Here is a 23,904-nt window from a genome sequence, read left to right as displayed (position 1 = left end):
CCCCACCGCAAAAATACTTCAAAAAAGTAGCAGCCGTTCAGGGCTGCCAAAACAAAGATACAGTTTTAAATTCATATCTTTGAAAGACAACAAATAAAAAGTAAACGCTGTTCCCATATGATCAAATTTGGAATTATTAAAGAGAGAAAAAGTCCGCCGGACAAAAGAGTGGTGTTCTCCCCGGAAAAGCTGAAGGAAGCTGCAAAAAGATTTCCGGAGGCCCAATTCAAAGTAGAAAGTTCAGACATCAGGATCTTTTCTGATAAAGCCTATGAAGAAGCCGGTTTTGAAGTTTCCGAAGATATGTCAGATTGTGATGTACTATTAGGAGTAAAAGAAGTGCCGGTTCCTTTTTTAATTCCAAATAAAAAATATTTCTTCTTTTCACACACCATAAAAAAGCAGCCTTACAATCGGGATCTTTTAAGGGAAATTCTTGAAAAGAACATAGAACTATATGATCATGAGGTTATTGTAAATGAACGAGGAGGCAGGTTGATTGGTTTTGGAAGATATGCAGGCCTTGTAGGGACTTACAATGGGTTAAGGGGGATTGGCTTGAAAGAAGGGACTTTTTCGCTGCCAAAAGCCAGTGAACTGCCAGATCTTGATTTTATGCTTAGGGAACTTGACAAAATAGAAGTTCCGCCAATTAAGATAGTCCTTACCGGAAGCGGAAAAGTCGCTGGTGGTGCAAAAGAGATCCTGGATCACCTCAAGATCAAAAAGCTGCCCGTAAATGCCTTTTTGGAGGGTTCGTATGATGAGCCCGTATATTGCCACATAGATGTGCTGGATTACAACAAGCGTAAAGATGGAAAACCGGGAACGGTGCAGGATTTTTTCGATAATCCGCAGGATTATGAATCAAATTTTGCCAGGTTTGCCAAAATAGCAGATCTTTTCGTGGCAGGCCATTTTTACGGCCAGGGAGCACCTAATTTCTACACTTCTGAAGAATTAAAATCACCCGATTTCAGAATAAAATATGTAGCTGATATTTCCTGTGATATCAATGGTCCTGTGGCAACCACTATTCGGCCTTCTACTATTGCAGAACCTTTTTATGGAATCGATCCTCAAAAAGGTATAGAAGTAGATTTTAGGGAAAAAAATGCCATACTTGTCATGGCTGTAGACAATCTGCCATGTGAATTACCTAAAGATGCCAGTGAAGGTTTTGGAGAAATGTTCCTGGAAAATGTTCTGTCTGCCTTTTTTAATGATGACAAAGATGCTGTTCTTGAAAGGGCCAGGATGACCAAAAATGGCAAATTGACGCCTCGTTTTAATTATCTGCAGGAATATGTAACCAAAAGTAAGCTTCATGAAAACAGTTAATTTCTACCTTTTAATACTCTTTTTCACTATGACAAGTGTTACAATGATGGCGCAAATGAGTGTCATGTCCTATAATATCAAGTATGCAAATGAGAAGGATGGAGAAAATTCCTGGTCTCAACGAAAAGAACATTTGACGAACCAAATAAAGTTTTATGAACCTGATATCTTTGGTGTTCAGGAGGCTGTACTTAAACAGTTGGAGCATTTTCAGCAAAATTTAGAAGGTTATGATTATGTGGGAGTAGGACGTGATGATGGCAAGAAAAAGGGAGAATTTAGTGCTGTTTTTTATAAGAAAGATCAGTTTGAGCTTCTGGAAGAAGACACTTTCTGGCTTTCTGAAACTCCCCGGAAACCTTCTAAAGGCTGGGATGCCGCTTACCCAAGAGTTTGTACCCTGGCCTTGTTTGAAAAAAAGGATTCCGGAGAGAAGTTTTATGTTTTTAACACGCATTTCGATCACGTGGGGGAGGAAGCGAGGGAGCAGAGTGCTCAATTAATTATCAAGGAAATAGAGAGGATCAATGACGAGGATCTTCCTGTGGTTTTAATGGGAGATTTGAACCTGGAACCGGAGGCAAAACCAATTCAGTACCTTTCAGGTCAAATGAATGATAGTAAAAAAACTGCTGAAAAATTAGTTTTTGGGCCTGAAGGCACCTTTAATGGGTATAATTTCAAGGAGCCGGTAAACCGCCGGATAGATTATATTTTTACGACCGATGACTTTCAGGTGCAAAAATATGCTGTGTTGAGCGACTCAAAAAATTTAAAATATCCTTCAGATCATTTACCTGTCCTGGTAACGCTTCATTTGAAAAATTAAAGCAGTTATTTCCGAAGAAAAGTAACAGGAAGATAATTTAGAAATTTATGGCTGCTGAAAAGTCCGCATTCCAGGTGATGTCTTATAACATCAAGTTTGCGACCGAAGAGGATGGCGAGAATTCCTGGTCCAGGCGAAAAAGTCATTTAAAAGATTTAATTGCCTCTTACACTCCCGATGTCCTTGGGGTGCAGGAGGCACGGTTAGAGCAACTGCAATTCCTGAAAAATAAGCTAAAGATCTACGAATATTTTGGGACAGGCAGAGATGGCGGTAAAAAAGGACTTTATAACGCTATTTTTTATAAAGCAGCGATATTCTCAATTTCGGAAGAATCTACTTTCTGGTTATCAGAAACTCCGGGAGAACCTTCAATGGGTTGGGATGCGGCTTATCCACGCGTCTGTACTTATGCGCTGTTTACTAATAAGCAAACCGGGAAAAAGTGCTGGATATTTAATACCCACTTTGATCACCAGGGAGAGGAGGCGGTGGAAAAGAGTGCTGCGCTTATTTTACAACGCATTAAAGCGGTTAATGATGAATATTATCCGGTAATTTTAATGGGAGATTTTAATCTTGAGCCTGAAGATCGACCCATTCAGTTTCTGGCAAAGAATTTAAACGATAGCAGGAAAATAGCAGCAAAAGTTGCTGCAGGTCCCGAAGAAACTTTCAATGCTTACGAATTTCAAGAACCGCCCATAGGGAGATTTGATTACATTTTTGTAAATGATAGTGTGGAGGTATTGAGATATGCTGTCCTTACCGATTCAAGAGAAGAGAAATATCCCTCAGATCATTTTCCGGTGCTTGTAGAAATTAGGTTGTAAAATACCTTTTTTAAGACTTTATAAGTCGGCTACAGCACCCTTTCAATATATTCAATTTTTTTTCTGTTTTTGCTGCTTAAAAAGTTTTTAGACCTTGAAAAATTCTAAAAAATGATCTTGATTCAAGGCTAACAAAAGGACGAGGAGAAATGTTAAATCTCAATTAATTTTTTCAACATGCATTAGTTAATAAGAATCGTATTCCAAAGGTTTAAAAAGTGAAATATTGAAATAACTTTACACTTCTTTCTTATTAAAAAATATTAGCTGCCATGGTTGAAGAACTATTTAGTACCCAGACGTATACCTATGATGAAGTGTTGAAGGAATCCCTCAAATACTTTAAGAATGATGAACTTGCTGCCACTACCTGGATCAATAAATATGCGGTCAAGGACAAAGATGGAAACTACCTTGAATTGACGCCGAACGATATGCACCGCAGGATGGCAAAAGAATTTGCTCGTGTGGAAGCAAAATATGCCGACAGGTCTTCGGGAGTAGAAAATTTATCGGAGTACGGGCAGGTGCGTGAATCACTTACAGAAGAGCGTATCTATGAATTGTTCAAAGACTTCAAGTATAGCATTCCGCAGGGAAGTGTCATGGCCGCTTTGGGGAATGAGCAAATGATCGCCTCTTTATCGAACTGTGTGGTTGTGCCACCGGTTTACGATTCTTACGGCGGAATTCTTTATACAGATCAACAACTTGTACAACTCTTCAAAAGACGTTGTGGAGTGGGAGTGGATCTTAGCGGACTTCGACCAAAAGACGCGCTGGTTTCTAATGCTGCAGGAACCACTACCGGGGCGGTTTCTTTTATGGAGCGTTTTTCCAACACCACGCGTGAAGTTGCTCAAAACGGAAGAAGAGGTGCATTAATGCTAACTATTGACATAGCGCATCCAGATGTAGAAGATTTTATCACCATTAAGCAGGATCTTAAAAAAGTGACCGGTGCAAACATTTCTGTACGTCTTTCAGATGAATTTATGCAAGCGGTCGTTGAAGACAATGATTTTACATTACGTTGGCCAATTGAAAGCCCAGAGCCAAAATACACCAAAACCGTTCGCGCAAAAGAGCTTTGGGAAAGCATCATAAAATGTGCGCATAATACAGCCGAGCCCGGATTGATCTTCTGGGACAAGCAGCATACGTATTCCACTTCCTCGTATTATCCAGGGTTTAAGAACAGTTCGACGAATCCTTGCTCAGAAATTGCGATGCAGGGAGGAGATTCCTGTCGCTTGATTGCAGTGAATCTGTACAGTTTCGTGGATGAACCATTCACCGAAAATGCCACTTTTAACCATGAAAAATTCTACAAAGTGATCTACGAAACCCAGCGTTTGATGGATGACCTTGTAGATCTTGAACTGGAAGCTGTTGATCGCATCCTCGGAAAAATTTCCAACGATAAGGAACCGGATTTTATCAAAAAGAATGAAATTGATACCTGGAAGCTTCTTGCTGAAAATGGTAAGAACGGAAGGCGTACCGGCTTAGGTTTTACTGCCCTTGCCGATGCTGTTGCTGCACTTGGGATCAAATTAGATACCGATGAAGCTCTTACGGAAATCGACAAGATCATGCAGACCAAACTTAAAGGTGAGTTTGACAGTAGTATTGATATGGCCATCACCCGCGAACCGTTCAAAGTTTTTGATCCCGCAATTGAGGAACAATCAGATTTTGTGCAAATGCTGAAAAATGAATTTCCGGAGATCTATGGAAGAATGATGCAGCACGGGCGAAGAAATATTTCCATTAGTACTGTGGCACCAACCGGAAGCTTGAGCATGCTTGCGCAAACTTCTTCAGGAATTGAGCCGGTTTTCATGCTATCCTATAAAAGAAGAAGAAAAGTAAACCCTTCAGAAAAGAATGCGAAAGTGGCATTTGTGGATGATACGGGAGATGCTTTTGAAGAATTCACCGTGTACCATCCAAAGGTGAAGACCTGGATGCAAGCTACCGGTAAAGAAGATATCAGCCAAAGCGCCTATGCCGGCGCGACCGCTTCAGAAATTAACTGGCAAAAACGAGTTGAAATGCAGGCCCTGGTGCAAAAATACACCACGCACTCTATTAGCTCGACCATTAACCTTGCAAGCGATGTGACTACAGATAAGGTCAGCGATATCTATATTGAATCCTGGAGACAGGGACTAAAAGGAATCACCGTTTATCGCGACGGATCGAGAAGCGGAATTCTTGTTTCCTCTGAAGATAAAAAGGAGAAGAAGGAAGGAAGTCCGGCAACACAGGAATCTGTTTTTTCTGAAACTTTTGCTCCAAAACGACCTAAGAAATTGGAAGCTAAGATCGTTCGCTTCAACAACGAAAAAGAGAAATGGCTGGCAGTAGTTGGATTGCTTCATAACCGTCCATACGAGATCTTCACCGGGAAAATGGAAGATGTGTTTAATCTTCCAAACTGGGTAGCCGATGGCTGGGTGCTTAAAAATCGTGATGAAGACGGCAGGTCAAGATATGATTTCCAGTTCTGTGATAAACATGGATATAAAGTTACCATTGAAGGGCTATCAAGATCTTTCAATGAAGAATACTGGAACTATGCGAAACTGATCTCCGGAGTACTTCGCCACGGAATGCCGATTCCTTACGTGGTTGACCTGATCAACAACCTGAACCTGCTCGATGAAAATATCAACACCTGGAAAGCGGGAGTAGTTCGTGCTTTAAAACAGTTCGTTCCAAATGGAACACCTGCAGCCGACAAGAAATGTGAAGAATGTGGTGATCCTGAAGGAATACACTTTTCTGAAGGTTGCCTGGAGTGTAAAAGCTGTGGGTATTCTAAATGTGGATAAAAAAGAGCTAGTTCGTGACTCAAAAAAAACCGCCGGTCTCACCGGCGGGTTTTTTGTTTTTGAGGAATCGAAAAAAACTTTATTTATTCGACGTTTATTTTTCCTCCTTATGCAGCCACGAAACCTTTTGTTCCGGATTATTTTCTTTAGACAGTATCTCTCTGTACAGGTTAGGTCTCCTGGCCTTGGTATATCTGTTCCCTCCGGCTTGTTTCAAATGCTGAGGGAAAAGCATGGTTGAGGTGATATCATTACCCAGTGTCCTGCATTCTGCAATGACATCTCCAAAAGGATCAACGATCATGGAACAGCCATTTTTTAGTTGGTCATCATCCATGCCTATGGGATTGGAGAAGACAGCATAAACAGCATTGTCATAAGCTCTCGCAGGCAGCCATTTCATTAACCATTGCCTTCCTTTCATCCCGTCAAATTCCAGCCTTAATGAAGTGGGATCTTCCTCCTTATTTTTCCAAAGTTGAGGATCAACAAATCCCGCGCCGGGACGGGTAGAGGGAGTACACATGGTGACATGGGGCATAAAAATGATATCTGCACCCAATAGTTTTGTGGCCCGTACATTTTCAATAACGTTATTGTCATAGCATATCAGGATTCCGCATTTCCATCCGTAGAGATCAAAGATGCAATATTCGTTTCCCGGGAGGATGTGAGGATTGATGAACGGATGTAATTTTCTGAATTTAGCTACAATACCAGTATTGTCAACGCATACGTGGGCTTTAAAAAGATTGTCATCCTCATCTTTTTCAAAAAGTCCGGCGAGGATTGCAATTTCATATCGGCCTGCAATTTCAATCAACTTTTGAATACTGGCACTTTCAGGAATATATTCAGCGACTTCCAGTAACTGTTCTCTGGAAAGGTGGCGGGCGAAGGAATATCCGGTTATGGAACATTCATGGAAGGCGATCACCTGGCATCCTTCCGCGGCGGCTTTCGCTGTCAATTTTTCTATAACAGAGAGGTTGTATTCTTTGTCGTTACTTCTATTCTCGAACTGGGCAGTGGCTATTTTTAATTTTTCCATGTAATAGATGAACTGTTTTCACCATCAAGATAGAAATTTTTCAAGATAACCAATGAAACTTTCAAACGGGCCGTGGTGAAGATAGTCAAAAGTAGTCAGCAGTAATCGTTCGGAAATAAAAAGCCTTCACCCATGCTGCCATGGATGAAGGCTTAATTCTCGTAATTTTAGCCTAGTGCTTTAGAATTGATTTATTGTTTTTCTAATGGCTGTCAAATTACTTAGTAAATTCTCTAAATATTTTATATCCAACATGTTGGCGGCATCACTTTTAGCAATGGAAAGGTCAAAATGAGTTTCAATGAAAATTCCGTCTGCTCCTGCTGCAATTCCGGCGCGTGCGATGGTACCTATCATGTCTGGTCTTCCTCCCGTAACTCCGCTGCTTTGGTTAGGTTGCTGCAAAGAATGTGTTACATCTAAAACTGTGGGGGCAAACTGTTTCATGGTAGGAATTCCTCTAAAGTCTACTATCATATCCTGGTAGCCGAACATCGTTCCGCGGTCCGTAACCATCACCTGTTCGTTATTGCACTCCTCGACTTTATTTACGGCGTGCTTCATACTCTCTGGACTCATGAACTGTCCTTTTTTCAGGTTCACGACTTTTCCGGTTTCGGCGGCAGCGACCACAAGATCTGTCTGGCGTACCAGGAAAGCTGGAATCTGCAGTACATCTACATATTCTGCAGCCATAGAAGCATCGCTTACTTCATGAATATCTGTTACTGTTGGGATATTGAAGGTTTCTGAAACCTTCCGAAGTATTTTTAGTGCTTTTTCATCTCCAATGCCGGTGAAACTGTCCATGCGGCTTCTGTTGGCTTTTTTGAAAGAGCCTTTAAAGATGTAAGGAATTTCCAGTTTATTCGTAATCTCTACAACGGTTTCAGCAATGCGCAGTGCCATATCTTCGCCTTCAATAGCGCAGGGGCCTGCTAGTAGGAAAAAGTTGTTGGAATCTAAATGTTTTAACTGTGGTATTTTCTTCAGGTTCATAAAAGCAATATTTGGAGCAAAGATACCTATTTTCTATTTCGGAAATTCCTTTGCCACAAATTGTATCCAAAAATGCCATTTTTAATAGCCCTCATCGGGATCTAATTCGTTTTCCTCGTCCTCGTCCTCTACCGGCGGACTGATAGCATAACCCAGTGCTCTTATAATTTTCATATTGTCATAATAGAAATGAACTTCGCTTACAAGGTTGTTTTCTAATTTCATGGACACGTGAAAGGGAAAGCTAATGTTTTCACCATTCTTATAGGTAAGCGTATTGTTTCCCCAATACAAAACCCAATTTCCCGCTTTAGGTCCTTCACTAAAAGAAACCGGAAGCCAGATGCCATTTTTCGATAGGGTAGGAGCGGCATCATCGCGGCCACGGCTCCAATAAGTGATGGTCTCGTCAACATCAAGGCTGTCTGTATTCCCCAGGCCGTAGATCTTTGCATCTGGAGATAACATAGATCTAAGCTCGTCCCAGTCTCCGGCTTCATAAGCCATTACCGTTGCTTCTGCAATTTCTAGATCATCTTCAGCGGCGGGATAATTAATATTCGCGCTGTTGTTGGTTTGTGCATAGGACGTAAAGTGGAGGAACAGTAATATCATCCCTGTTAATGCAAAAACCGCTGTGTTTTTAAATGCCCTGGTTTTCATGCTTTATGATATTAAGGATTAACTGTAAAATGTTGTGAATGAAATATTTAAATATACAAAAAACATGACCTTCTTTAGCCTTATCGCTTGATTTTATTTAAAAGGTTCTAAAAATGTCATTTTTGAAGCTCTTTTACAGCCTTTGCTGGAACTGTAGAAGCATAAAAAGATTATAAGTATTCAATGAATTGAAAATCAATAAGATAAATTTAATTTTTGTTTCAAAAGATTTCAGTAAGGGGTTGTTTTTTTCGAAAAAAATAAACGTACCTTTGCAGCCTTAAAAATCAGGCGTTTATATGACATCTATTAAAAACATTGCGATTATCGCACACGTTGACCACGGAAAAACCACATTGGTAGATAAGATAATGTACCATTGTCAGCTTTTCAGGGAAAACGAAAATACCGGAGACTTGATCCTTGACAACAATGACCTGGAAAGGGAAAGAGGGATCACCATTACATCTAAGAACGTTTCCGTAGTTTACAAAGACACAAAAATTAATATCATTGATACTCCCGGTCACGCCGACTTTGGTGGTGAAGTAGAGCGGGTATTGAATATGGCAGATGGGGTTCTTCTTTTGGTAGATGCTTTTGAAGGTCCCATGCCGCAAACGCGATTTGTACTGCAAAAGGCGATTGACCTTGGGTTGAAGCCTTGCGTGGTGGTAAATAAAGTAGATAAGGAGAACTGTACTCCTGAAGAAGTTCACGAAAAGGTATTTGACCTTATGTTTGAACTTGGTGCCGAAGAGTGGCAGCTTGATTTTCCTACCGTCTATGGTTCTGCAAAGAACAACTGGATGAGCGACGACTGGAGAAACCAGACAGAGAATATTGAGCCGCTACTGGATATGGTTATCGAGCACATTCCATCGCCTAAGATTGAGCAGGGAAGTCCGCAGATGTTAATCACTTCTTTAGACTTTTCTTCTTTTACAGGAAGGATCGCTATTGGACGTCTTCAAAGAGGAACGCTTAAAGAAAATATGCAGGTGTCACTTGTAAAAAGAGACGGTACTGTTAAGAAAACAAGGATTAAGGAACTTCATACCTTTGAAGGTCTTGGTCGTAGAAAGATCGAAGAAGTTCAGGCAGGAGATATATGTGCGATCGTAGGTCTTGAAGGATTTGAAATTGGTGATACTGTTGCCGATATCGAGAATCCTGAAGGACTTAAGACCATCGCGATTGACGAACCTACCATGAGCATGTTGTTCACGATTAACGATTCACCTTTCTTCGGAAAAGACGGAAAGTTCGTTACTTCCCGTCACATTAAGGATCGTTTAATGAAGGAGCTTGAAAAGAACCTGGCGCTTCGAGTAAATGAAACTGACAGTGCCGATAAATTCCTGGTTTTTGGACGGGGTGTACTTCACCTTTCGGTTTTGATCGAAACGATGAGAAGAGAAGGTTACGAACTTCAAATCGGGCAGCCACAGGTAATCATCAAGGAAATTGATGGTGTGAAATGTGAGCCGGTAGAAGAATTGACCATTGACCTTCCTGAAGATGTTTCAGGAAAGGCGGTTGAGATGGTGACCATGCGAAAAGGTGAAATGTTGAGCATGGAAGGAAAAGGAGATAGAATGGTGATACAGTTCATGATCCCTTCCCGCGGAATTATTGGTCTTCGTAACCAGTTATTGACGGCAACAGCTGGTGAAGCTATTATGGCCCACAGGTTTAAAGAGTACCAGCCGCTTAAAGGAGGAATTCCAGAGCGCCAAAACGGTTCTTTAGTTTCTATGGAAAAAGGAAAAGCAATTCCTTATTCTATTGATAAACTTCAGGACAGAGGGAAGTTCTTTGTAGATCCGGGAGAAGATATTTATGAAGGTCAGGTAATTGGTGAGAATTCACGCCAGGATGATATGGTGGTGAACATTACCAAAACCAAGAAACTTTCTAACGTACGTTCTTCGGGGGCAGATGACAAAGCTAAAATTGTTCCTGCAATTAAATTCTCTCTTGAAGAGGCGTTGGAATATATTCAGAAAGACGAATACGTGGAGGTTACACCAAACCATCTTCGCCTTCGTAAGATCTATCTTACCGAAAACGACCGAAAGAGAAATAAAATAATGTAATTTCTTATAATATCATTAATAAGCTGCCTCGAAGATTATTTTGAGGCAGCTTTTTTGTGTGGGAAAGTCATATGTTTTAAAATTATCTTCTTCATTTTCACCTGTTGCTGGTCATTGGCCTATACTTGCCTGTAGAATGTAGCGATAAAATTTTAAGAGCATAATGGAAAATAGAGATCCATGTCAACACCCAAAAAATGTATAGGAAATGGACATTTCCATTATTTAATTTTTCACAAAACAATTATTACCTAAGAATTTTGCTATGAATAAATCTGTGTTCAAAGGTGCCATTCTGGTTGCTATTGGCGCCAGTAGCTACGGAATGCTGACCACTTTTGTTAAAATGGCTTATGCTGAAGGTTATACTTCTTACGAGGTAACTTTTTCTCAAATGCTACTGGGGCTGCTGGGTCTTTTGTTTATCAACATTTTCTTCGGAAAAAAGAAAACAAAAAAAGACGTTAAGCCGGGTTCAATGAGTAAATTGAAACTCATTGCTGCCGGTACAACGCTGGGACTCACCAGCACATTTTACTATCTCGCGGTGAAGTATATCCCAGTTTCCATTGGGATTGTATTATTAATGCAAAGTGTATGGATGGGCGTGGTTTTGGAAGCTGTGCTGCAACAAAAGAGGCCGGGTTTAAAAAAGATCCTGGCAGTCTTAGCTATCTTTGCCGGTACTATTATGGCTACCAATGTGCTGAATGATGCCTTCGTTCTGGACTGGAGAGGAATTGGTTGGGGAATGCTGGCAGCCATGTCATATACAGGTACTATTTACTGCTCGAACACAGTTTCCCTTGATATGCCTTCGCTGCGGCGGAGTTTTTGGATGATGCTGGGCGGTTTTTTAGTAGTAAGTGCAATTTCCCTGCCTCATCTTATCAATGAATTTCGATTTGATATTCTTATCAAATGGGGATTGATTCTTGCTCTTTTTGGGACAATTTTGCCGCCGCTGTTGTACACTGCCGGGATGCCTAAAATTGAAGTGGGCCTTGGAGCTATAATCTCTTCAATTGAGTTGCCTGCCGCTGTCCTCATGGCGTACTTCCTGCTGAATGAACAGGTGGATATCATGCAATGGCTGGGAATTGCTCTAATTCTTTTGGCGGTAGTTCAAATGAATCTAAAGAAAAGAAAACGAACTGCGAAGGTGTGATCCGTAAACTCTGATACTTCTTCTTGCAAAGCGTCCTGAATTTTTTGGAAGAAGTATGATAATTGAAATATAAAATAAAGAGAGCCTCAAAAATGTCATATTTGAGGCTCTATCTATTCGTATGCCACTCTAAAATTTATAGAAAGGCGCTGATAAACGAAATACTGAAAGCTTCGTTCTGCACAGCATGGCTTAATTACGGATTTTTAAACGGTTTTCTGCACCACCTCAAATACTTTTTGGCCATCGCATTTCAAAGTTTTTGAAGGGTATTTTAAAAGTAAGGCGTAGTCATGGGTGGCCATTAGAATGGTTTTGCCGTTGTTGCTAATGTTTTGAAGTACTTCCATCACCTCTACAGACGTTTGGGGATCCAGGTTTCCGGTAGGTTCATCTGCTAAAATAAGCTCGGGGTCGTTCAAAAGGGCACGTGCAATGGCAATTCGCTGTTGTTCTCCTCCCGAAAGCTGGAACGGGTTTTTAAATCCTTTGGTAGACATTCCCACTTTTTTAAGCACTTCCTCGATCTTCTGGTCCATCGCGGCTTTATCTTTCCAGCCGGTGGCTTTTAATACAAAAAGCAGGTTTTCGTTGACATTTCGATCATTCAGTAATTTAAAATCCTGAAACACCACGCCCAGTTTCCGGCGAAGAAAAGGAATGTCTTTTTCCTTCAATTTCCGAAGATCATAATCCACAATGGAGCCTTCACCTTCGGTTAAAGGAAGGTCGCCATAAAGGGTTTTCATAAAACTACTTTTCCCTGTTCCGGTTTTCCCAATAAGATAAACGAATTCCCCTTTTTTGATCTCTATATCAACTTCAGAAAGAATAAGGGTCTCCCGTTGATAAATGGAAGCGTCTTTTAAGCGTAGTACCGTCTCGGCCATGAAGTATCTTTTTGTGAGGTAAAAGTAAGAAAGTGAACGAAAATATATCCGTTTGTGTTGTCTTTCTTTAGGAAAAATTATCCTCAAAAATGTCATTTTTGGAATTTTATCTCACGTATAATTTATTCAGTAGGAGAGACGTTATAAGAGAGAGTTTCTTTTATCTTTGAATCATCAACAAATCCAACCACGAATGAAACATAGCAAAACCTTCTTATTTGTTGCTTTTATCTTCTTTTCGATTTCGGTTTTTCCACAACAATCTGCCATTCATACCAATGAGCTGGTAGATTACAACAGGGCACTTGAGCTTTACAATAACCGCCAGTACCTGGCGGCTCAAAAGCTGTTTGAAGATGTTCTGGAGGAAGTGAATGATGAAAAGATCAAAGCGAACGCTGCTTATTATATTGCAAATGCGGCCATTAGGCTTAACCAGCGTGGTGCCGATGCACTTATGGAAGACTTTGTAGAGCAATACCCTACCAGTACAAAGAGAAATTCTGCCTTTTCTGATGTGGCAAATTTCTATTTTGATAAAGGCAGTTACTCTCTTGCCCGCAAGTGGTATGATATGGTAGATCAAAGCAGTTTGAGTCGAAAGGAACTCCGCCGGTTCTACTTCAATAATGGTTACGCCTATTTTAAAGGAAATGATTACGACCAGGCACGCAATTATCTAAATCGGGTAAAGGATTCTGAAGAATACGGTTCGCAGGCAACTTATTATTTAGGATTTATGGCCTATGAGGGCGATAATTATTTTGAAGCAAAAGAGCTTTTTGAAGAGGTGAAAGAAGATTCGCGTTACCAGGAAGACATGTCTTACTTCCAGAGTGACATGAATTTTAAGAGCGGAAATTTCCAGGAAGCCATTAATTCTGCTTTGGAGCAACTGCCGCGTGCCAACCGACTAGAAAAATCTGAATTGAATAAGATCATTGGCGAAAGTTATTTTAACCTTGGTCAGTACGAAGAAGCCATTCCTTATTTAAAGGAATACAACGGCCAGCGCGGCAAATGGAACAACACCGATTATTACCAGCTGGGTTATGCTTATTTCCAACAGGGAAATTATGAAGGCGCTATTTCTGAATTCAACAAGATCATAGACGGGAAAGATGAAGTTGCCCAAAATGCATATTACCACCTGGCGCAGTCTTACCTTAAAATGGATCAAAAGCAACAGGCGCTGAATGCATTTAAAAATGCCAGTGAAATGGAGTTTAACCAGGATATCAAGGCAGATGCAGCTTTAAATTATGCAAAATTGAGCTACGAGATAGGGAATAGTTATGCCAGCGTGCCGCAGGTACTTATGGATTATATGGAGGATTATCCCAACTCGCCTGCAAATGATGAGATAAGAGAATTATTGATCGACTCTTTTATTACTACCCGAAATTTTGAGGAGGCCATGCGCCTGCTCCAGGGGAACAGAGATTTTCAGAACAATGTAGTGTATCAAAAAGTGGCTTTTTACCGCGGGCTTGAGCTTTTCGAAGAAGGAGATTATCGGGCCGCAAATGATATGTTCGAGAAATCTTTAAGTCAGCGACGAGATCCAAAATTCACAGCGCTGGCTACTTTCTGGAAAGCCGAAAGTGATTTCAATTTGAACCGCCACCAGGAGGCGCTTATTGGTTACCGCGAATTCGCCGGAATGAGCGGGGCACAGGGCGTTTCAGAAAAACAAAATCTTGATTATAACATTGGTTACGCATATTTCAAACAGCGCGATTATGATCGTGCCATTGAATATTTCAAAAGATATGCTGAAAATGCTTCAAATGATAAAAATCGTAGAAACGATGCTTTTGTAAGGTTGGGAGACAGCTATTTTGTAAACAGTAGTTACTGGCCGGCAATGGAGGCATATAACCAGGCGGTATCAATGGGAGGTGCAGACAGTGATTATGCAGCTTTTCAAAAAGCCATTAGTTACGGATTCGTAGATCGTACAGAAACGAAAATTGAAGCACTGCAGCAGTTCATGAATAATTTCCCGAGATCGCCTTATCGCGATGACGCTTTGTATGAGTTGGGGAACACATATGTGGCCATGAATCGTACAGCGGAAGGATTGCAAGCCTATGACAAGCTTATTAGTCAGGTTCCCGGCAGCTCTTATGTGCCTAAAGCTTTGTTGAAACAGGGGCTTATTTACTACAATACGGACAGGGGAAACCAGGCGCTTGAAAAAATGAAGCGTGTGGTAAGCGAATATCCCAATTCTCCTGAAGCAGTTCAAGGGGTAGAGACCGCTAGACTCATCTATATAGATCTTGAACGTACCGATGAGTACGCAGCCTGGGTGAAAAACATCGATTTTGTAGAGGTGACCGATGCAGACCTTGATAATACCACTTATGAAGCTGCCGAAAACCAATACCTGCAAAATAACAACGACCAGGCGATCCGCGGATTTGAAAAATATCTTTCTTCTTTCCCTAATGGAATACACGCACTAAAGGGCAATTTCTATTTGGCGCAGCTTTATTTCAGGGAAGGAAATAAGCAGGAGGCAATTCCTCATTACAAATTTGTTGTCAACAAAGAAAGAAGCGAGTATACAGAAAAGGCTTTGGCAAAACTTTCGCAGATTTATCTTGAAGACAGAAAATATTCCGAAGCGCTTCCTGTGCTGGAGAAGCTGGCATCCCAGGCTGAAAATCAGCAGAACAGAATTTTTGCTCTTTCCAACCTCATGAAAGCTAACCTGGAATTGAATAATCTTGCGCAGGCTGAAAAATATGCGCAACAGGTGCTTCAAAATCCTCAAACAGAGGCAGCAGTTAAAAATGATGCACAGGTGATCATTGCCCGTGTGGCAATAAAATCGGGTAACGAGGCCAAAGCCCGAAATGCCTATGCCGAGATAAGAAAAACAGCCACTGGAGAACTGGCGGCAGAAGCTTTGTATTACGATGCTTATTTTAAGAATAAAGATGCCAATTACGAGGCTTCTAATGAGGCGATCCAAAAACTCACAAAGGAATATTCAGGATATAAACAATATGGTGTAAAAGGGCTGTTGCTTATGGCAAAGAATTTTTACCAGCTGGGAGATGCTTACCAGGCCACTTACATCCTTGAAAATGTCATCCAGAACTTTAAATCTTATCCAGATGTGGTAGCCGAAGCCAGGCAGGAACTAGCCAGGATCAAAGCCGAGGAGGCAAAAACCAATGCTTCTGTACAACAAAATAACTAATCAATTTTCTGTAAAAATTAAGTCTAACCCTATGCGAAATATGTCAATAAGGAACAGCGTATTTTTAGTGCTTTTTATGATCACGGGAGCTGTTTTTTCTCAGGATCTGGGCAGCGAAACGGTGGTGGTGGTCAAGCCTTATACCCCCAGTGTAAACGATGCCTTCAAAATAAGAGAAACTCCGGTAATCAATGATTCTCTAAGTCTCGAGAAAAAACCGGTGCAATACAGCATATTTTCGGTGCCTGTGGCATCCACTTTTTCACCAGCAAAAGGTCGCGCGACATCCGTAGAGCGGGAGCGCCTGCCCGAGGTGTATGAAAATTATGCAACTCTGGCCTTTGGAAGCTACACAAATGCGCTGGCCGAGTTCTACAGCAATCTTGAAGTAAACCGTACAGATAACTTCGGAATTTTTCTCACTCATAATTCTTCCCAGGGAGGAATTGAAGAAGTAAATTTTGATGATAAATATTATGAAACCCAGGTAGACCTCAATTATTCCTCCAGGCAAAGAAATATGAGCTGGAATACAGATTTTGGACTGGAACACCGGCTGTTTAACTGGTATGGAATTCCTGTAGGTTATCAAGCTCAAACTTTGGGAGAGGATTTCACCCAGAATTACTTTAGCGCCTATCTTGGTGGTGAAATGAACTTTGAAGACTCCTTCTTTGACGGGATGAAGGCTAAATACAGGTACTTTGGAGATTCTTTCAGCTCTGCTGAACATCATTTGACTGCACGTCCGGAATTGGAACTTCCTATCGCGGGAGAAATCTTTAAGACAAACATCATTTTTGACTATGTTACGGGCAGTTTTGAAAAAGGTTTTTCTTCAGAAGAAGAGATCAATTATGGTTTCATGAATATTGGGCTGAGTTCGGGCTTAGTGGTTCTAAGAGACGATCTAACTTTAAATTTAGGCGCTGCGCTTTATTACAGTCACGATACGAACGGCGATAACAGTGGAGTATATTTGTACCCAAGAATCAATGCTAGTTATCGTTTGGCCGGGGAATATTTTGTCGCTTACGCAGGACTTGAAGGGGAATTAAAACAGAATTCTTACTACAGCCTTTCGCAAGAGAACTGGTTTGTTTCACCTACCTTGGAAATCCAGCCCACAGATCAGCAATTTGATCTATATGTGGGAGGAAAAGGGAAGCTATCCAATTCGGTTGGCTACGATGTAAGGGCGCGATATATAGCAGAAAATTACAAGCCGTTGTTTATAAAAAACCCTGTAGTGATAGGTGCCGATGAAATGGAAGATTACGCCTATGGAAATTCTTTTGGAGTGGTTTACGACCGCGTGAATACGATTTCAGGATTCGGGGAACTTAACTTAGACCTTAGCCGTAAGTTCAACCTAAGGATTAATGGTGAGTATTACATTTATGATACAGATGAGCAGGAGGAAGCCTGGAACCTCCCGGACTTTAAAGTTTCCTTACTGGGGGATTACCAGATTACCGAAAAATGGTATGCAGGGGCTAATTTCTTTATAGTTGGTGAGCGCAAAGATTTTTTCTCATTGTATTCTGAAGCACTTATTCAGCAGACGTCAGAAGAGGTAACTCTTGATGGTTTTGTAGATCTAAATGCCAACCTTGGCTATCGCTTTAATGAACAACTTTCTGCCTTTGTAAGGGGGAACAACCTTCTGGGGAATAATTATGAACGTTATATGGATTTTCCTGTGTTAGGTTTACAGGTGATGGGCGGGATTACCTACAAGTTCAATTATTAGATCAGGTCAGGATATAAATTAAAAAGCTGCTTGAAAATGACATTTTCAAGCAGCTTTTTAATTATGGGGATTACATTTCTTTACCTCAAGTTTTTCATTTCTTAATGTAGACTTAACAATAAAACAATGTTGTATGTCTTAATAATAAAATAAAAGTATTTATTATTGCTGCCCTTAAAATGAGGTTGAAGAACCTGATTTTCAATAATTATTAAATTGTTTTACATCTAGAATTAATGGCAAAACCTAAGAAGTTTACACGAATTAAAAGGAACAGGCCTTATTTGAACGTCCTGGATTTCATGGTCCAGGAAAAAACTTTCCTCGCAATTGTTATTGTGGGTCTTGTTTTGGCGGGAGTTTTAACGGGTTACGGACAGGCCGGGATGTGGCTCGGCTTCTTCTTTGCAGCCTACGCTACTGTGGCCAATGACAGTATCCAATCCTTGGGAACTTTTATTGAAAGTAATAAAACGAAGAAATGGTGGACCATGTGGTTGTTTATTGGCTCCATTTTTCTTGCGGTAGTCACCTTTAGCTGGTTTTATTTTGACGGGGATGTGACGTATCAGCGACTGCTCAATCCCGATGGTACAACCAAATATCCTCATCCTGAGAATTTTAGTTTCTTCCAGATTATAGCGCCGCTCGTGCTCTTGATCCTCACCAGGATGAGAATGCCGGTTTCCACTACTTTTTTGATCCTGAGTGTTTTTAGTGCAGATACCTCCGGAATCACTTCTGTAGTATTTAAGAGTTGGACGGGTTACATCATGGCCTTTATTCTTTCATTCCTGGTGTGGTACTTCTCCTATAATCTTATAAAGAAATACTTTAAAAGCCGAAAGTTTAATAAGAGCTGGAACATTGTCCAATGGATAGTGAGTGGTACCTTGTGGGGTGTATGGGTGATGCAGGATGGAGCCAACATTGCCGTATTCCTTCCGAGGCAGCTGGACGTTTTTCAATTCATCATTTTTGCTGTAACTATTTTCGTTGGTCTGGGACTATTGTTTTACTTGAGAGGTGACAAGATCCAGGAAGTAGTAAGCGAAAAGGCCAGAATATCTGATGTACGGGCAGCCACTTTAATTGATGCTACTTATGTAATCCTTCTTATTTATAAACTCTTCATAAGCACAGTTCCCATGAGTACCACCTGGGTATTCCTTGGGGTGATAGGTGGACGGGAGATTGCCGTGAGCCTTGCAAGAACCAAGAAAGGAAAGAAACACCGTAAGAAAGCCGGGAAAATGATCTTTAGGGATTTTGCTTATGCCATGATTGGTCTGTTTGTTTCCATTGCACTTGCTGCCGGAGCCAACAGAGACATACGTGCGGCTATTGGTGACGCAGTGATGGGCTGGTTCTAAAATTTTATAAAATGATATATCAAAAATGCGCCTGTAGTTAGGGCGCATTTTCTATTTTTGAATATCTTAAAATAATAATGATGAAAAATTTCTTTTTTGCACTCCTGGCTGTTCTTATGCTTTCTTCCTGTGAAGAGCGTGAGGAGATCGACCTCCTGGTTTTAAATGCAAATGTTTATACAGTTGACAGTACTTTTTCTCAAGCCGAAGCTTTTGCGGTACATAAAGGCCGATTTGTGGCGGTGGGATCTATAGATGAACTGAAGGAGAAATATGATGCTGCCCGTACTTTGGATGCCGAAGGAAAAACAATTGTTCCTGGTTTGATCGATGCGCATGCACATTTTTACCGTTATGGATTGCAACTGCAAACAGTAGATCTTACCGGTACCAAAAGTTTTGAAGAAGTAGTGAAGCGTATTGTGGAATTCCAAAAGGAAAAGAATGCAGATTTTATCACAGGCCGGGGCTGGGATCAGAATGATTGGGAAGTGAAAGAATTTCCTGTAAAGGATACCTTAGACGTTCTTTTTCCTGATACTCCAGTGGCCATGACGAGAATAGACGGGCATGCCCTTTTGGTAAATCAGGCTGCGCTAGATGCTGCAAATATCACTGCTGAAACTCCTGTGGAAGGTGGCGATATAGAAGTCAAAAATGGCAAATTGACCGGTATTTTAATTGACAACCCTATGGAGCTTATCAGTAAGATAATTCCTGAACCTACTTTGGAAGAACAGGTCACTGCTCTTTTAGATGCTCAAAAAGAGGCTTTTAGTTATGGTCTTACTACTATAAACGATGCCGGTATTGATAGGGCAACTATTGAATTGATCGACAGTCTTCATCGAGATGGAAATCTTGATATTAGGCTGTACGCCATGATAAGTAATAACAAGGAAAATCTGGATTATTATCTTGAAAAAGGGCCCTATAAGACCGACAAGTTGAACGTTCGTTCGGTTAAGTTTTATGGAGATGGTGCGCTTGGGTCACGAGGCGCGGCATTAAAAGAACCATACTCCGACAGGCATGGACATTATGGGGCTTTATTATCTTCTGTAGAAGATTTCAAGGAGACAGCAGCAAGAATAGCAGCTTCAGAATTTCAAATGAATACTCACGCGATTGGGGATTCTGCAAATGTAGTTGTTCTGAAAACTTACGATTCCCTCATAGGTGATGCTGATGATCGCCGTTGGAAAGTGGAGCATTCTCAGATCATCGATGAGCAGGATTTCAAATATTTTAGTAAGAATATTATTCCGTCTGTACAGCCAACTCATGCAACCAGTGATATGTACTGGGCCGGAGATAGGTTGGGCGAAGAAAGAGAAAAAGGCGCTTATGCTTATAAGAAATTACTTGATCAAGCCGGAATTATCGCGCTGGGAACAGATTTCCCGGTAGAACAGGTGAGTCCGTTCTTGACTTTTCATGCAGCAGTGGCCAGGAAAGATACAGAGAATTTTCCTGAAGGAGGTTATATGAAAGAACAGGCGTTATCTCGTGAAGAAACCCTTCGTGGAATGACCATTTGGGCTGCATACAGTAATTTCGAAGATGCTGAAAAAGGAAGTATAGAAGCCGGTAAATTTGCCGATTTTATTATTCTCGACCACAATATAATGGAAGTTCCTGAAGAACAGATTCCGGAAATTAAAGTTCTTGAAACCTATTTAGGCGGAAAAAAGGTTTATTAGAAATGATTGATTGTTAATGTCCGGCCAAAAACCGGGTTTTTCCCTCTGTTTATCCTGGAAAAGACCATTCAAAAGGATTGTACATGAAATAGATTTTAAATTGTATGTTTGGACTATTAATATTTATGTCAATTGTTTACTTCTTCGCTCTTTAGATTTAAAGTTCTGGTTCTATTCTGGACTTGTGGGATACTAATTCCAAATTCAGGGTATGGACAGAGTAACAATGCTGAGGCCGCACTGTACAATATAGGTATTGGATCTGTCTTCAGTGGTATTTGTGCATTATTCAATAAAGAACCTGAAGAAAGGTTTGGCAGGGTATTATTAAAAGGAATAGCGCAAGGAGCTTTAGGAGGTTATATAGTGTACGAAAGTAAAATTCTGGTTGGTGAAATTGCAAAACAAGAAAGACAGGAAATTAATTGGGCGGCAAAACTGGTGAATTCTGCAGGAATTTCGATTATTGAAAATGCAAGTTCCAATCGCAATTTTTGGGAACAATGGAATCTGTGTATTGGCTTTAATAGGATCGAATTTCATACCAATAAAGACTTCAAAATTAAGTACAGAATTATGCCCACTGCATTTCTCTTGACAGCTTATTCTGCAATAGGAAATAAGTTTGAAATCAAAAAAAGCCTCCAAACAGGAGAATTTATCTTCTCCGGTTACCAAATACCTTATCGAAATGATGGATTTAGTGCAGGCTCAGCTGTTGGCCCGGCAATAATATTAAACCCTCACTCCCTTAACGACTATCGTTTGTTTTCTCATGAATTAATACATGTCTATCAATATCAGGACTATAACTTTATTAATGCGTATTTCAAAAAACCATTGAATGAATTGGGTAAAAAATCTGCTTTTCTAAATAAATTGAATAATATTTTTTATTACGATGTGCAGGCTCCATTCGGAAGAGGATTATATTTACTGGAGAATCTTTCAGGAGATAATTACTATGACAACTTCATTGAGCATGAAGCATACTATTACAGTAATTGATGTAATTTACCTTCCGCCGTTTGCCTGAAGATCTTTTCTGCAGCTGGCATCAAATCCTGTAACCGCTTGCTTTTGCATCATTTTCACGGCACCAGATCCAAATTCAATGGCGGCGACCATGAGGCAGCCTTCCACATTACAATGAGATTTACTCTCCCCGTCCTCATGTTGAGATTGTGCAGGAGAACCATTATCTACAAGGCCGAAAAGATGCCCGAATTCATGTTTTATGGTAGTGGCTTCAATTTCATCTTTAGAAATCCCAGTGGTTTCAGCCAGGTGTGAGGTGGTTTGGGAAAAGATCACCATAGAAGTATTCTTATAAGCCGTTCCTAAAATTAGTTTATTGTTTTTCTGATTCTCACTTTTTCCATCCACAAAAAGTATTAGAACCGAAATTTCGTCACCGGCATTAAAACTGCTTCGATAGTCCGTTTCTATTTTTTTAACTTCCGAAATGGTGAAGATATCTTTATCTATGGGGTCTATCATTCTTGGAGAAATCGAAATTCCATTAGGTTTAAATGTATGTTCTTTCAGAAATTTCTTTACCTCCTGAAGCGTTGCAGCTGCGGGTTCTGCATTCGGGGTATAAAGCACTTCCACTTGCATAGAAGTAAATTTCTCCTCACTTAATAAGTCATTGGCCGACATCCCAAGAGAGAGGTTATTACCTGTATTTTTTGAATCGTCATCATTGGTATCTTGGGAACAGCCTGTAAGGACCAGGAGTATCAGCAATATCCAAAAAGGCTTTATTTGTAGACTAATTTTCATTTACCGCAGAATTCAGACTAAGTTTTGCCAGGTAATCATAGTGTGCTCCTTCTTCAATAAGGTCACATGCGAAACCGTTTTTAGAAGCTGCTAAAGATAATGAATTAAAATCCAGGTACAACCAATCAAAAGTTTCTGAGGACTCGCCGCCATAGCTTAATTTATATTGAAGTTCACCATAGTATCCATTTGCGGCATCAACCCAGATTCCGCCATCTTCATCGGGATCAAAAAGATAACTTAAGTCTGAGGAATCTATCAAAACCTGTCCGTTTGGGTTTAGAAGCTCTTTCAATTTGGAAAAGAAGTCGTCCAGCCGGTTGAGGCGCCCCACAATTCCGGTGCCGTTCATAAGAAGAATGATGGTGTCATACTTTTCATCATTAAGCTCATGAAATGCCATTTTTCGAACATCTTTCAGTCCCCTCAACCTGCAGACTTCTACAGCACCTTCAGAAGTGTCTATCGCAGTAACCTTTAGTTTTTTCTCTTCCTGCAGGTACAGCGAATGACTCCCGGCACCGCAACCAACATCCAGGATCTTTCCGCGGCACAAATGGAGCGCCTTTTTTTCCAGCGCAGGCATTTCTTTATAATTTCGGAATAAATAAGGGACCGGGATGACATCATCATCAAAATCTGGAGAATGTACAATGATCTCTTCTTCATGACCCTTTAGAAAATAGGCTCTCATGGCATTCCCGAAGACATCTGCATTGTTTTTATCGTTGTTCACGCGTTTGTTCTTTTTATCTTTGCGGCATGCAGGAAGAAATAAATGGGCTCCCGCAAAGGGCCAAAGATAGGCATAAGGAAAATAAAAAGTTTTTTTCAAAGCTTAAAAAGAAGCCGCCCCGGCATTTAGACCGGGAAATGCAGGAATTGCATGAGGAAGAGTTTGAACGCACCAACTGCCTTAAATGTGCCAATTGTTGTAAAACTACAGGCCCTTTATTTACGAATAAAGATATTGAAAGAATATCCAAATATTTCAGGCTGAAGCCACAGCAGTTCATTGATCAATACCTAAGGATCGATGAAGAAAATGACTATGTGCTGCAGGAGGTGCCCTGTACTTTTTTAGGTGCAGATAATTATTGCAGTATTTACGATGTGCGACCAAAAGCCTGTGCAGAATTCCCGCACACTAATCGAAAAAATTTCCACAAGATATCAAATCTCACCTTAAAAAATGTAGCTATCTGCCCGGCAGCATTTAATATTGTGGAAGAAATGAAGAAGAGGATCTCTTTGCGGTAATTGTAAATGTTCCACGTTGCGCGTTCCCTGTTCTTCTATGAAAATAGAATAACCTTTAGTTCATTCCATTGTAATAAAGATTAACTTGTAACCCGCAATCTGC

Annotated in this window: 18 protein-coding genes; 12 read left to right on the top strand and 6 right to left on the bottom strand. The window is 40.6% G+C overall.

Annotated elements, in window-relative coordinates:
* Positions 1–117 precede the first annotated feature (117 nt).
* From ACOV1Q_RS12020 to ACOV1Q_RS12005, 4 genes are all read left to right on the top strand, one after another.
* On the top strand, positions 118–1,341 hold the full coding sequence (locus ACOV1Q_RS12020; RefSeq protein WP_424494638.1) for an NAD(P)-dependent oxidoreductase: 1,224 nt from the start codon (positions 118–120) through the stop codon (positions 1,339–1,341).
* The gene (locus ACOV1Q_RS12015; RefSeq protein ID WP_424494637.1) at positions 1,328–2,170 is read left to right on the top strand and encodes an endonuclease/exonuclease/phosphatase family protein; all 843 of its coding nucleotides are present in this window, start codon (positions 1,328–1,330) and stop codon (positions 2,168–2,170) included. Before ACOV1Q_RS12020 ends, ACOV1Q_RS12015 begins: the two co-directional genes overlap by 14 nt.
* A gap of 47 nt (positions 2,171–2,217) precedes the next feature.
* Positions 2,218–3,003 carry an endonuclease/exonuclease/phosphatase family protein gene (locus ACOV1Q_RS12010; protein ID WP_424494636.1) on the top strand — a complete coding sequence of 262 codons (786 nt, stop codon included), beginning with the start codon at positions 2,218–2,220 and terminating at the stop codon, positions 3,001–3,003.
* Positions 3,004–3,275: 272 nt separating this feature from the next.
* Positions 3,276–5,843, top strand: a complete 2,568-nt coding sequence (locus ACOV1Q_RS12005) for an adenosylcobalamin-dependent ribonucleoside-diphosphate reductase (protein ID WP_424494635.1) — start codon at positions 3,276–3,278, stop codon at positions 5,841–5,843.
* Positions 5,844–5,937: 94 nt separating this feature from the next.
* Here the strand turns inward: ACOV1Q_RS12005 and ACOV1Q_RS12000 are convergent, their stop codons facing one another.
* From ACOV1Q_RS12000 to ACOV1Q_RS11990, 3 genes are all read right to left on the bottom strand, one after another.
* Positions 5,938–6,894, bottom strand: coding sequence for a nitrilase family protein (locus ACOV1Q_RS12000; protein WP_424494634.1), 957 nt, complete (start codon positions 6,892–6,894; stop codon positions 5,938–5,940).
* Positions 6,895–7,074: 180 nt separating this feature from the next.
* Positions 7,075–7,893: a 3-deoxy-8-phosphooctulonate synthase gene (kdsA, locus tag ACOV1Q_RS11995; protein WP_424494633.1), complete on the bottom strand. Its 819-nt coding sequence runs from the start codon at positions 7,891–7,893 to the stop codon at positions 7,075–7,077.
* 81 nt (positions 7,894–7,974) lie between these two features.
* Complete coding sequence (locus ACOV1Q_RS11990) at positions 7,975–8,556, bottom strand: nuclear transport factor 2 family protein (RefSeq protein ID WP_424494632.1); 582 nt, start codon at positions 8,554–8,556, stop codon at positions 7,975–7,977.
* A gap of 299 nt (positions 8,557–8,855) precedes the next feature.
* On the opposite strand from ACOV1Q_RS11990, the gene typA reads away from it, so the two are divergent.
* Both typA and ACOV1Q_RS11980 read left to right on the top strand, forming a co-directional pair.
* The gene (typA, locus tag ACOV1Q_RS11985; RefSeq protein WP_424494630.1) at positions 8,856–10,655 is read left to right on the top strand and encodes a translational GTPase TypA; all 1,800 of its coding nucleotides are present in this window, start codon (positions 8,856–8,858) and stop codon (positions 10,653–10,655) included.
* 265 nt (positions 10,656–10,920) lie between these two features.
* Positions 10,921–11,823, top strand: a complete 903-nt coding sequence (locus ACOV1Q_RS11980) for an EamA family transporter (protein ID WP_424494629.1) — start codon at positions 10,921–10,923, stop codon at positions 11,821–11,823.
* Positions 11,824–12,029: 206 nt separating this feature from the next.
* Here the strand turns inward: ACOV1Q_RS11980 and ACOV1Q_RS11975 are convergent, their stop codons facing one another.
* Positions 12,030–12,713, bottom strand: coding sequence for a cell division ATP-binding protein FtsE (locus ACOV1Q_RS11975; RefSeq protein WP_424494628.1), 684 nt, complete (start codon positions 12,711–12,713; stop codon positions 12,030–12,032).
* Between the two features lie 193 nt (positions 12,714–12,906).
* On the opposite strand from ACOV1Q_RS11975, the gene ACOV1Q_RS11970 reads away from it, so the two are divergent.
* The 5 genes from ACOV1Q_RS11970 (at position 12,907) to ACOV1Q_RS11950 (ending at position 21,764) form a co-directional block, all read left to right on the top strand.
* Entirely contained in the window at positions 12,907–15,927 is a 3,021-nt protein-coding gene (locus ACOV1Q_RS11970; protein WP_424494627.1) for a tetratricopeptide repeat protein, read from the top strand.
* Positions 15,928–15,967: 40 nt separating this feature from the next.
* On the top strand, positions 15,968–17,680 hold the full coding sequence (locus tag ACOV1Q_RS11965) for a TonB-dependent receptor (RefSeq protein ID WP_424494626.1): 1,713 nt from the start codon (positions 15,968–15,970) through the stop codon (positions 17,678–17,680).
* A gap of 236 nt (positions 17,681–17,916) precedes the next feature.
* On the top strand, positions 17,917–19,053 hold the full coding sequence (locus ACOV1Q_RS11960; RefSeq protein ID WP_424494625.1) for a hypothetical protein: 1,137 nt from the start codon (positions 17,917–17,919) through the stop codon (positions 19,051–19,053).
* An 80-nt stretch (positions 19,054–19,133) separates the two neighbouring features.
* The gene (locus ACOV1Q_RS11955) at positions 19,134–20,756 is read left to right on the top strand and encodes an amidohydrolase (protein WP_424494624.1); all 1,623 of its coding nucleotides are present in this window, start codon (positions 19,134–19,136) and stop codon (positions 20,754–20,756) included.
* Positions 20,757–20,888: 132 nt separating this feature from the next.
* Entirely contained in the window at positions 20,889–21,764 is an 876-nt protein-coding gene (locus ACOV1Q_RS11950) for a hypothetical protein (protein ID WP_424494623.1), read from the top strand.
* Positions 21,765–21,770: 6 nt separating this feature from the next.
* Here the strand turns inward: ACOV1Q_RS11950 and ACOV1Q_RS11945 are convergent, their stop codons facing one another.
* On the bottom strand, positions 21,771–22,541 hold the full coding sequence (locus ACOV1Q_RS11945) for a hypothetical protein (RefSeq protein WP_424494622.1): 771 nt from the start codon (positions 22,539–22,541) through the stop codon (positions 21,771–21,773).
* Positions 22,531–23,235 (bottom strand): class I SAM-dependent methyltransferase, encoded by a 705-nt coding sequence (locus ACOV1Q_RS11940; RefSeq protein ID WP_424494686.1) that lies wholly within the window; start codon positions 23,233–23,235, stop codon positions 22,531–22,533. The genes ACOV1Q_RS11945 and ACOV1Q_RS11940 overlap by 11 nt, the downstream gene beginning before the upstream one ends.
* 68 nt (positions 23,236–23,303) lie before the next feature.
* On the opposite strand from ACOV1Q_RS11940, the gene ACOV1Q_RS11935 reads away from it, so the two are divergent.
* Positions 23,304–23,801 carry a YkgJ family cysteine cluster protein gene (locus ACOV1Q_RS11935; protein WP_424494621.1) on the top strand — a complete coding sequence of 166 codons (498 nt, stop codon included), beginning with the start codon at positions 23,304–23,306 and terminating at the stop codon, positions 23,799–23,801.
* Positions 23,802–23,904: the final 103 nt, after the last annotated feature.

Source organism: Salinimicrobium maris (assembly GCF_049680855.1).
Taxonomy (GTDB): domain Bacteria; phylum Bacteroidota; class Bacteroidia; order Flavobacteriales; family Flavobacteriaceae; genus Salinimicrobium.
The sequence above is the reverse complement of the archived record's forward strand: the minus strand, read 5'-3'. Positions and strand labels throughout refer to the sequence as shown.

Coding starts and splice junctions, on each gene's coding strand:
- ACOV1Q_RS12020 (WP_424494638.1), top strand. CDS start 118: ATGATCAAATTTGGAATTATTAAAGAGAGAAAAAGTCCGCCGGACAAA.
- ACOV1Q_RS12015 (WP_424494637.1), top strand. CDS start 1,328: ATGAAAACAGTTAATTTCTACCTTTTAATACTCTTTTTCACTATGACA.
- ACOV1Q_RS12010 (WP_424494636.1), top strand. CDS start 2,218: ATGGCTGCTGAAAAGTCCGCATTCCAGGTGATGTCTTATAACATCAAG.
- ACOV1Q_RS12005 (WP_424494635.1), top strand. CDS start 3,276: ATGGTTGAAGAACTATTTAGTACCCAGACGTATACCTATGATGAAGTG.
- ACOV1Q_RS12000 (WP_424494634.1), bottom strand. CDS start 6,894: ATGGAAAAATTAAAAATAGCCACTGCCCAGTTCGAGAATAGAAGTAAC.
- kdsA (WP_424494633.1), bottom strand. CDS start 7,893: ATGAACCTGAAGAAAATACCACAGTTAAAACATTTAGATTCCAACAAC.
- ACOV1Q_RS11990 (WP_424494632.1), bottom strand. CDS start 8,556: ATGAAAACCAGGGCATTTAAAAACACAGCGGTTTTTGCATTAACAGGG.
- typA (WP_424494630.1), top strand. CDS start 8,856: ATGACATCTATTAAAAACATTGCGATTATCGCACACGTTGACCACGGA.
- ACOV1Q_RS11980 (WP_424494629.1), top strand. CDS start 10,921: ATGAATAAATCTGTGTTCAAAGGTGCCATTCTGGTTGCTATTGGCGCC.
- ACOV1Q_RS11975 (WP_424494628.1), bottom strand. CDS start 12,713: ATGGCCGAGACGGTACTACGCTTAAAAGACGCTTCCATTTATCAACGG.
- ACOV1Q_RS11970 (WP_424494627.1), top strand. CDS start 12,907: ATGAAACATAGCAAAACCTTCTTATTTGTTGCTTTTATCTTCTTTTCG.
- ACOV1Q_RS11965 (WP_424494626.1), top strand. CDS start 15,968: ATGTCAATAAGGAACAGCGTATTTTTAGTGCTTTTTATGATCACGGGA.
- ACOV1Q_RS11960 (WP_424494625.1), top strand. CDS start 17,917: ATGGCAAAACCTAAGAAGTTTACACGAATTAAAAGGAACAGGCCTTAT.
- ACOV1Q_RS11955 (WP_424494624.1), top strand. CDS start 19,134: ATGAAAAATTTCTTTTTTGCACTCCTGGCTGTTCTTATGCTTTCTTCC.
- ACOV1Q_RS11945 (WP_424494622.1), bottom strand. CDS start 22,541: ATGAAAATTAGTCTACAAATAAAGCCTTTTTGGATATTGCTGATACTC.
- ACOV1Q_RS11940 (WP_424494686.1), bottom strand. CDS start 23,235: ATGAGAGCCTATTTTCTAAAGGGTCATGAAGAAGAGATCATTGTACAT.
- ACOV1Q_RS11935 (WP_424494621.1), top strand. CDS start 23,304: ATGCAGGAAGAAATAAATGGGCTCCCGCAAAGGGCCAAAGATAGGCAT.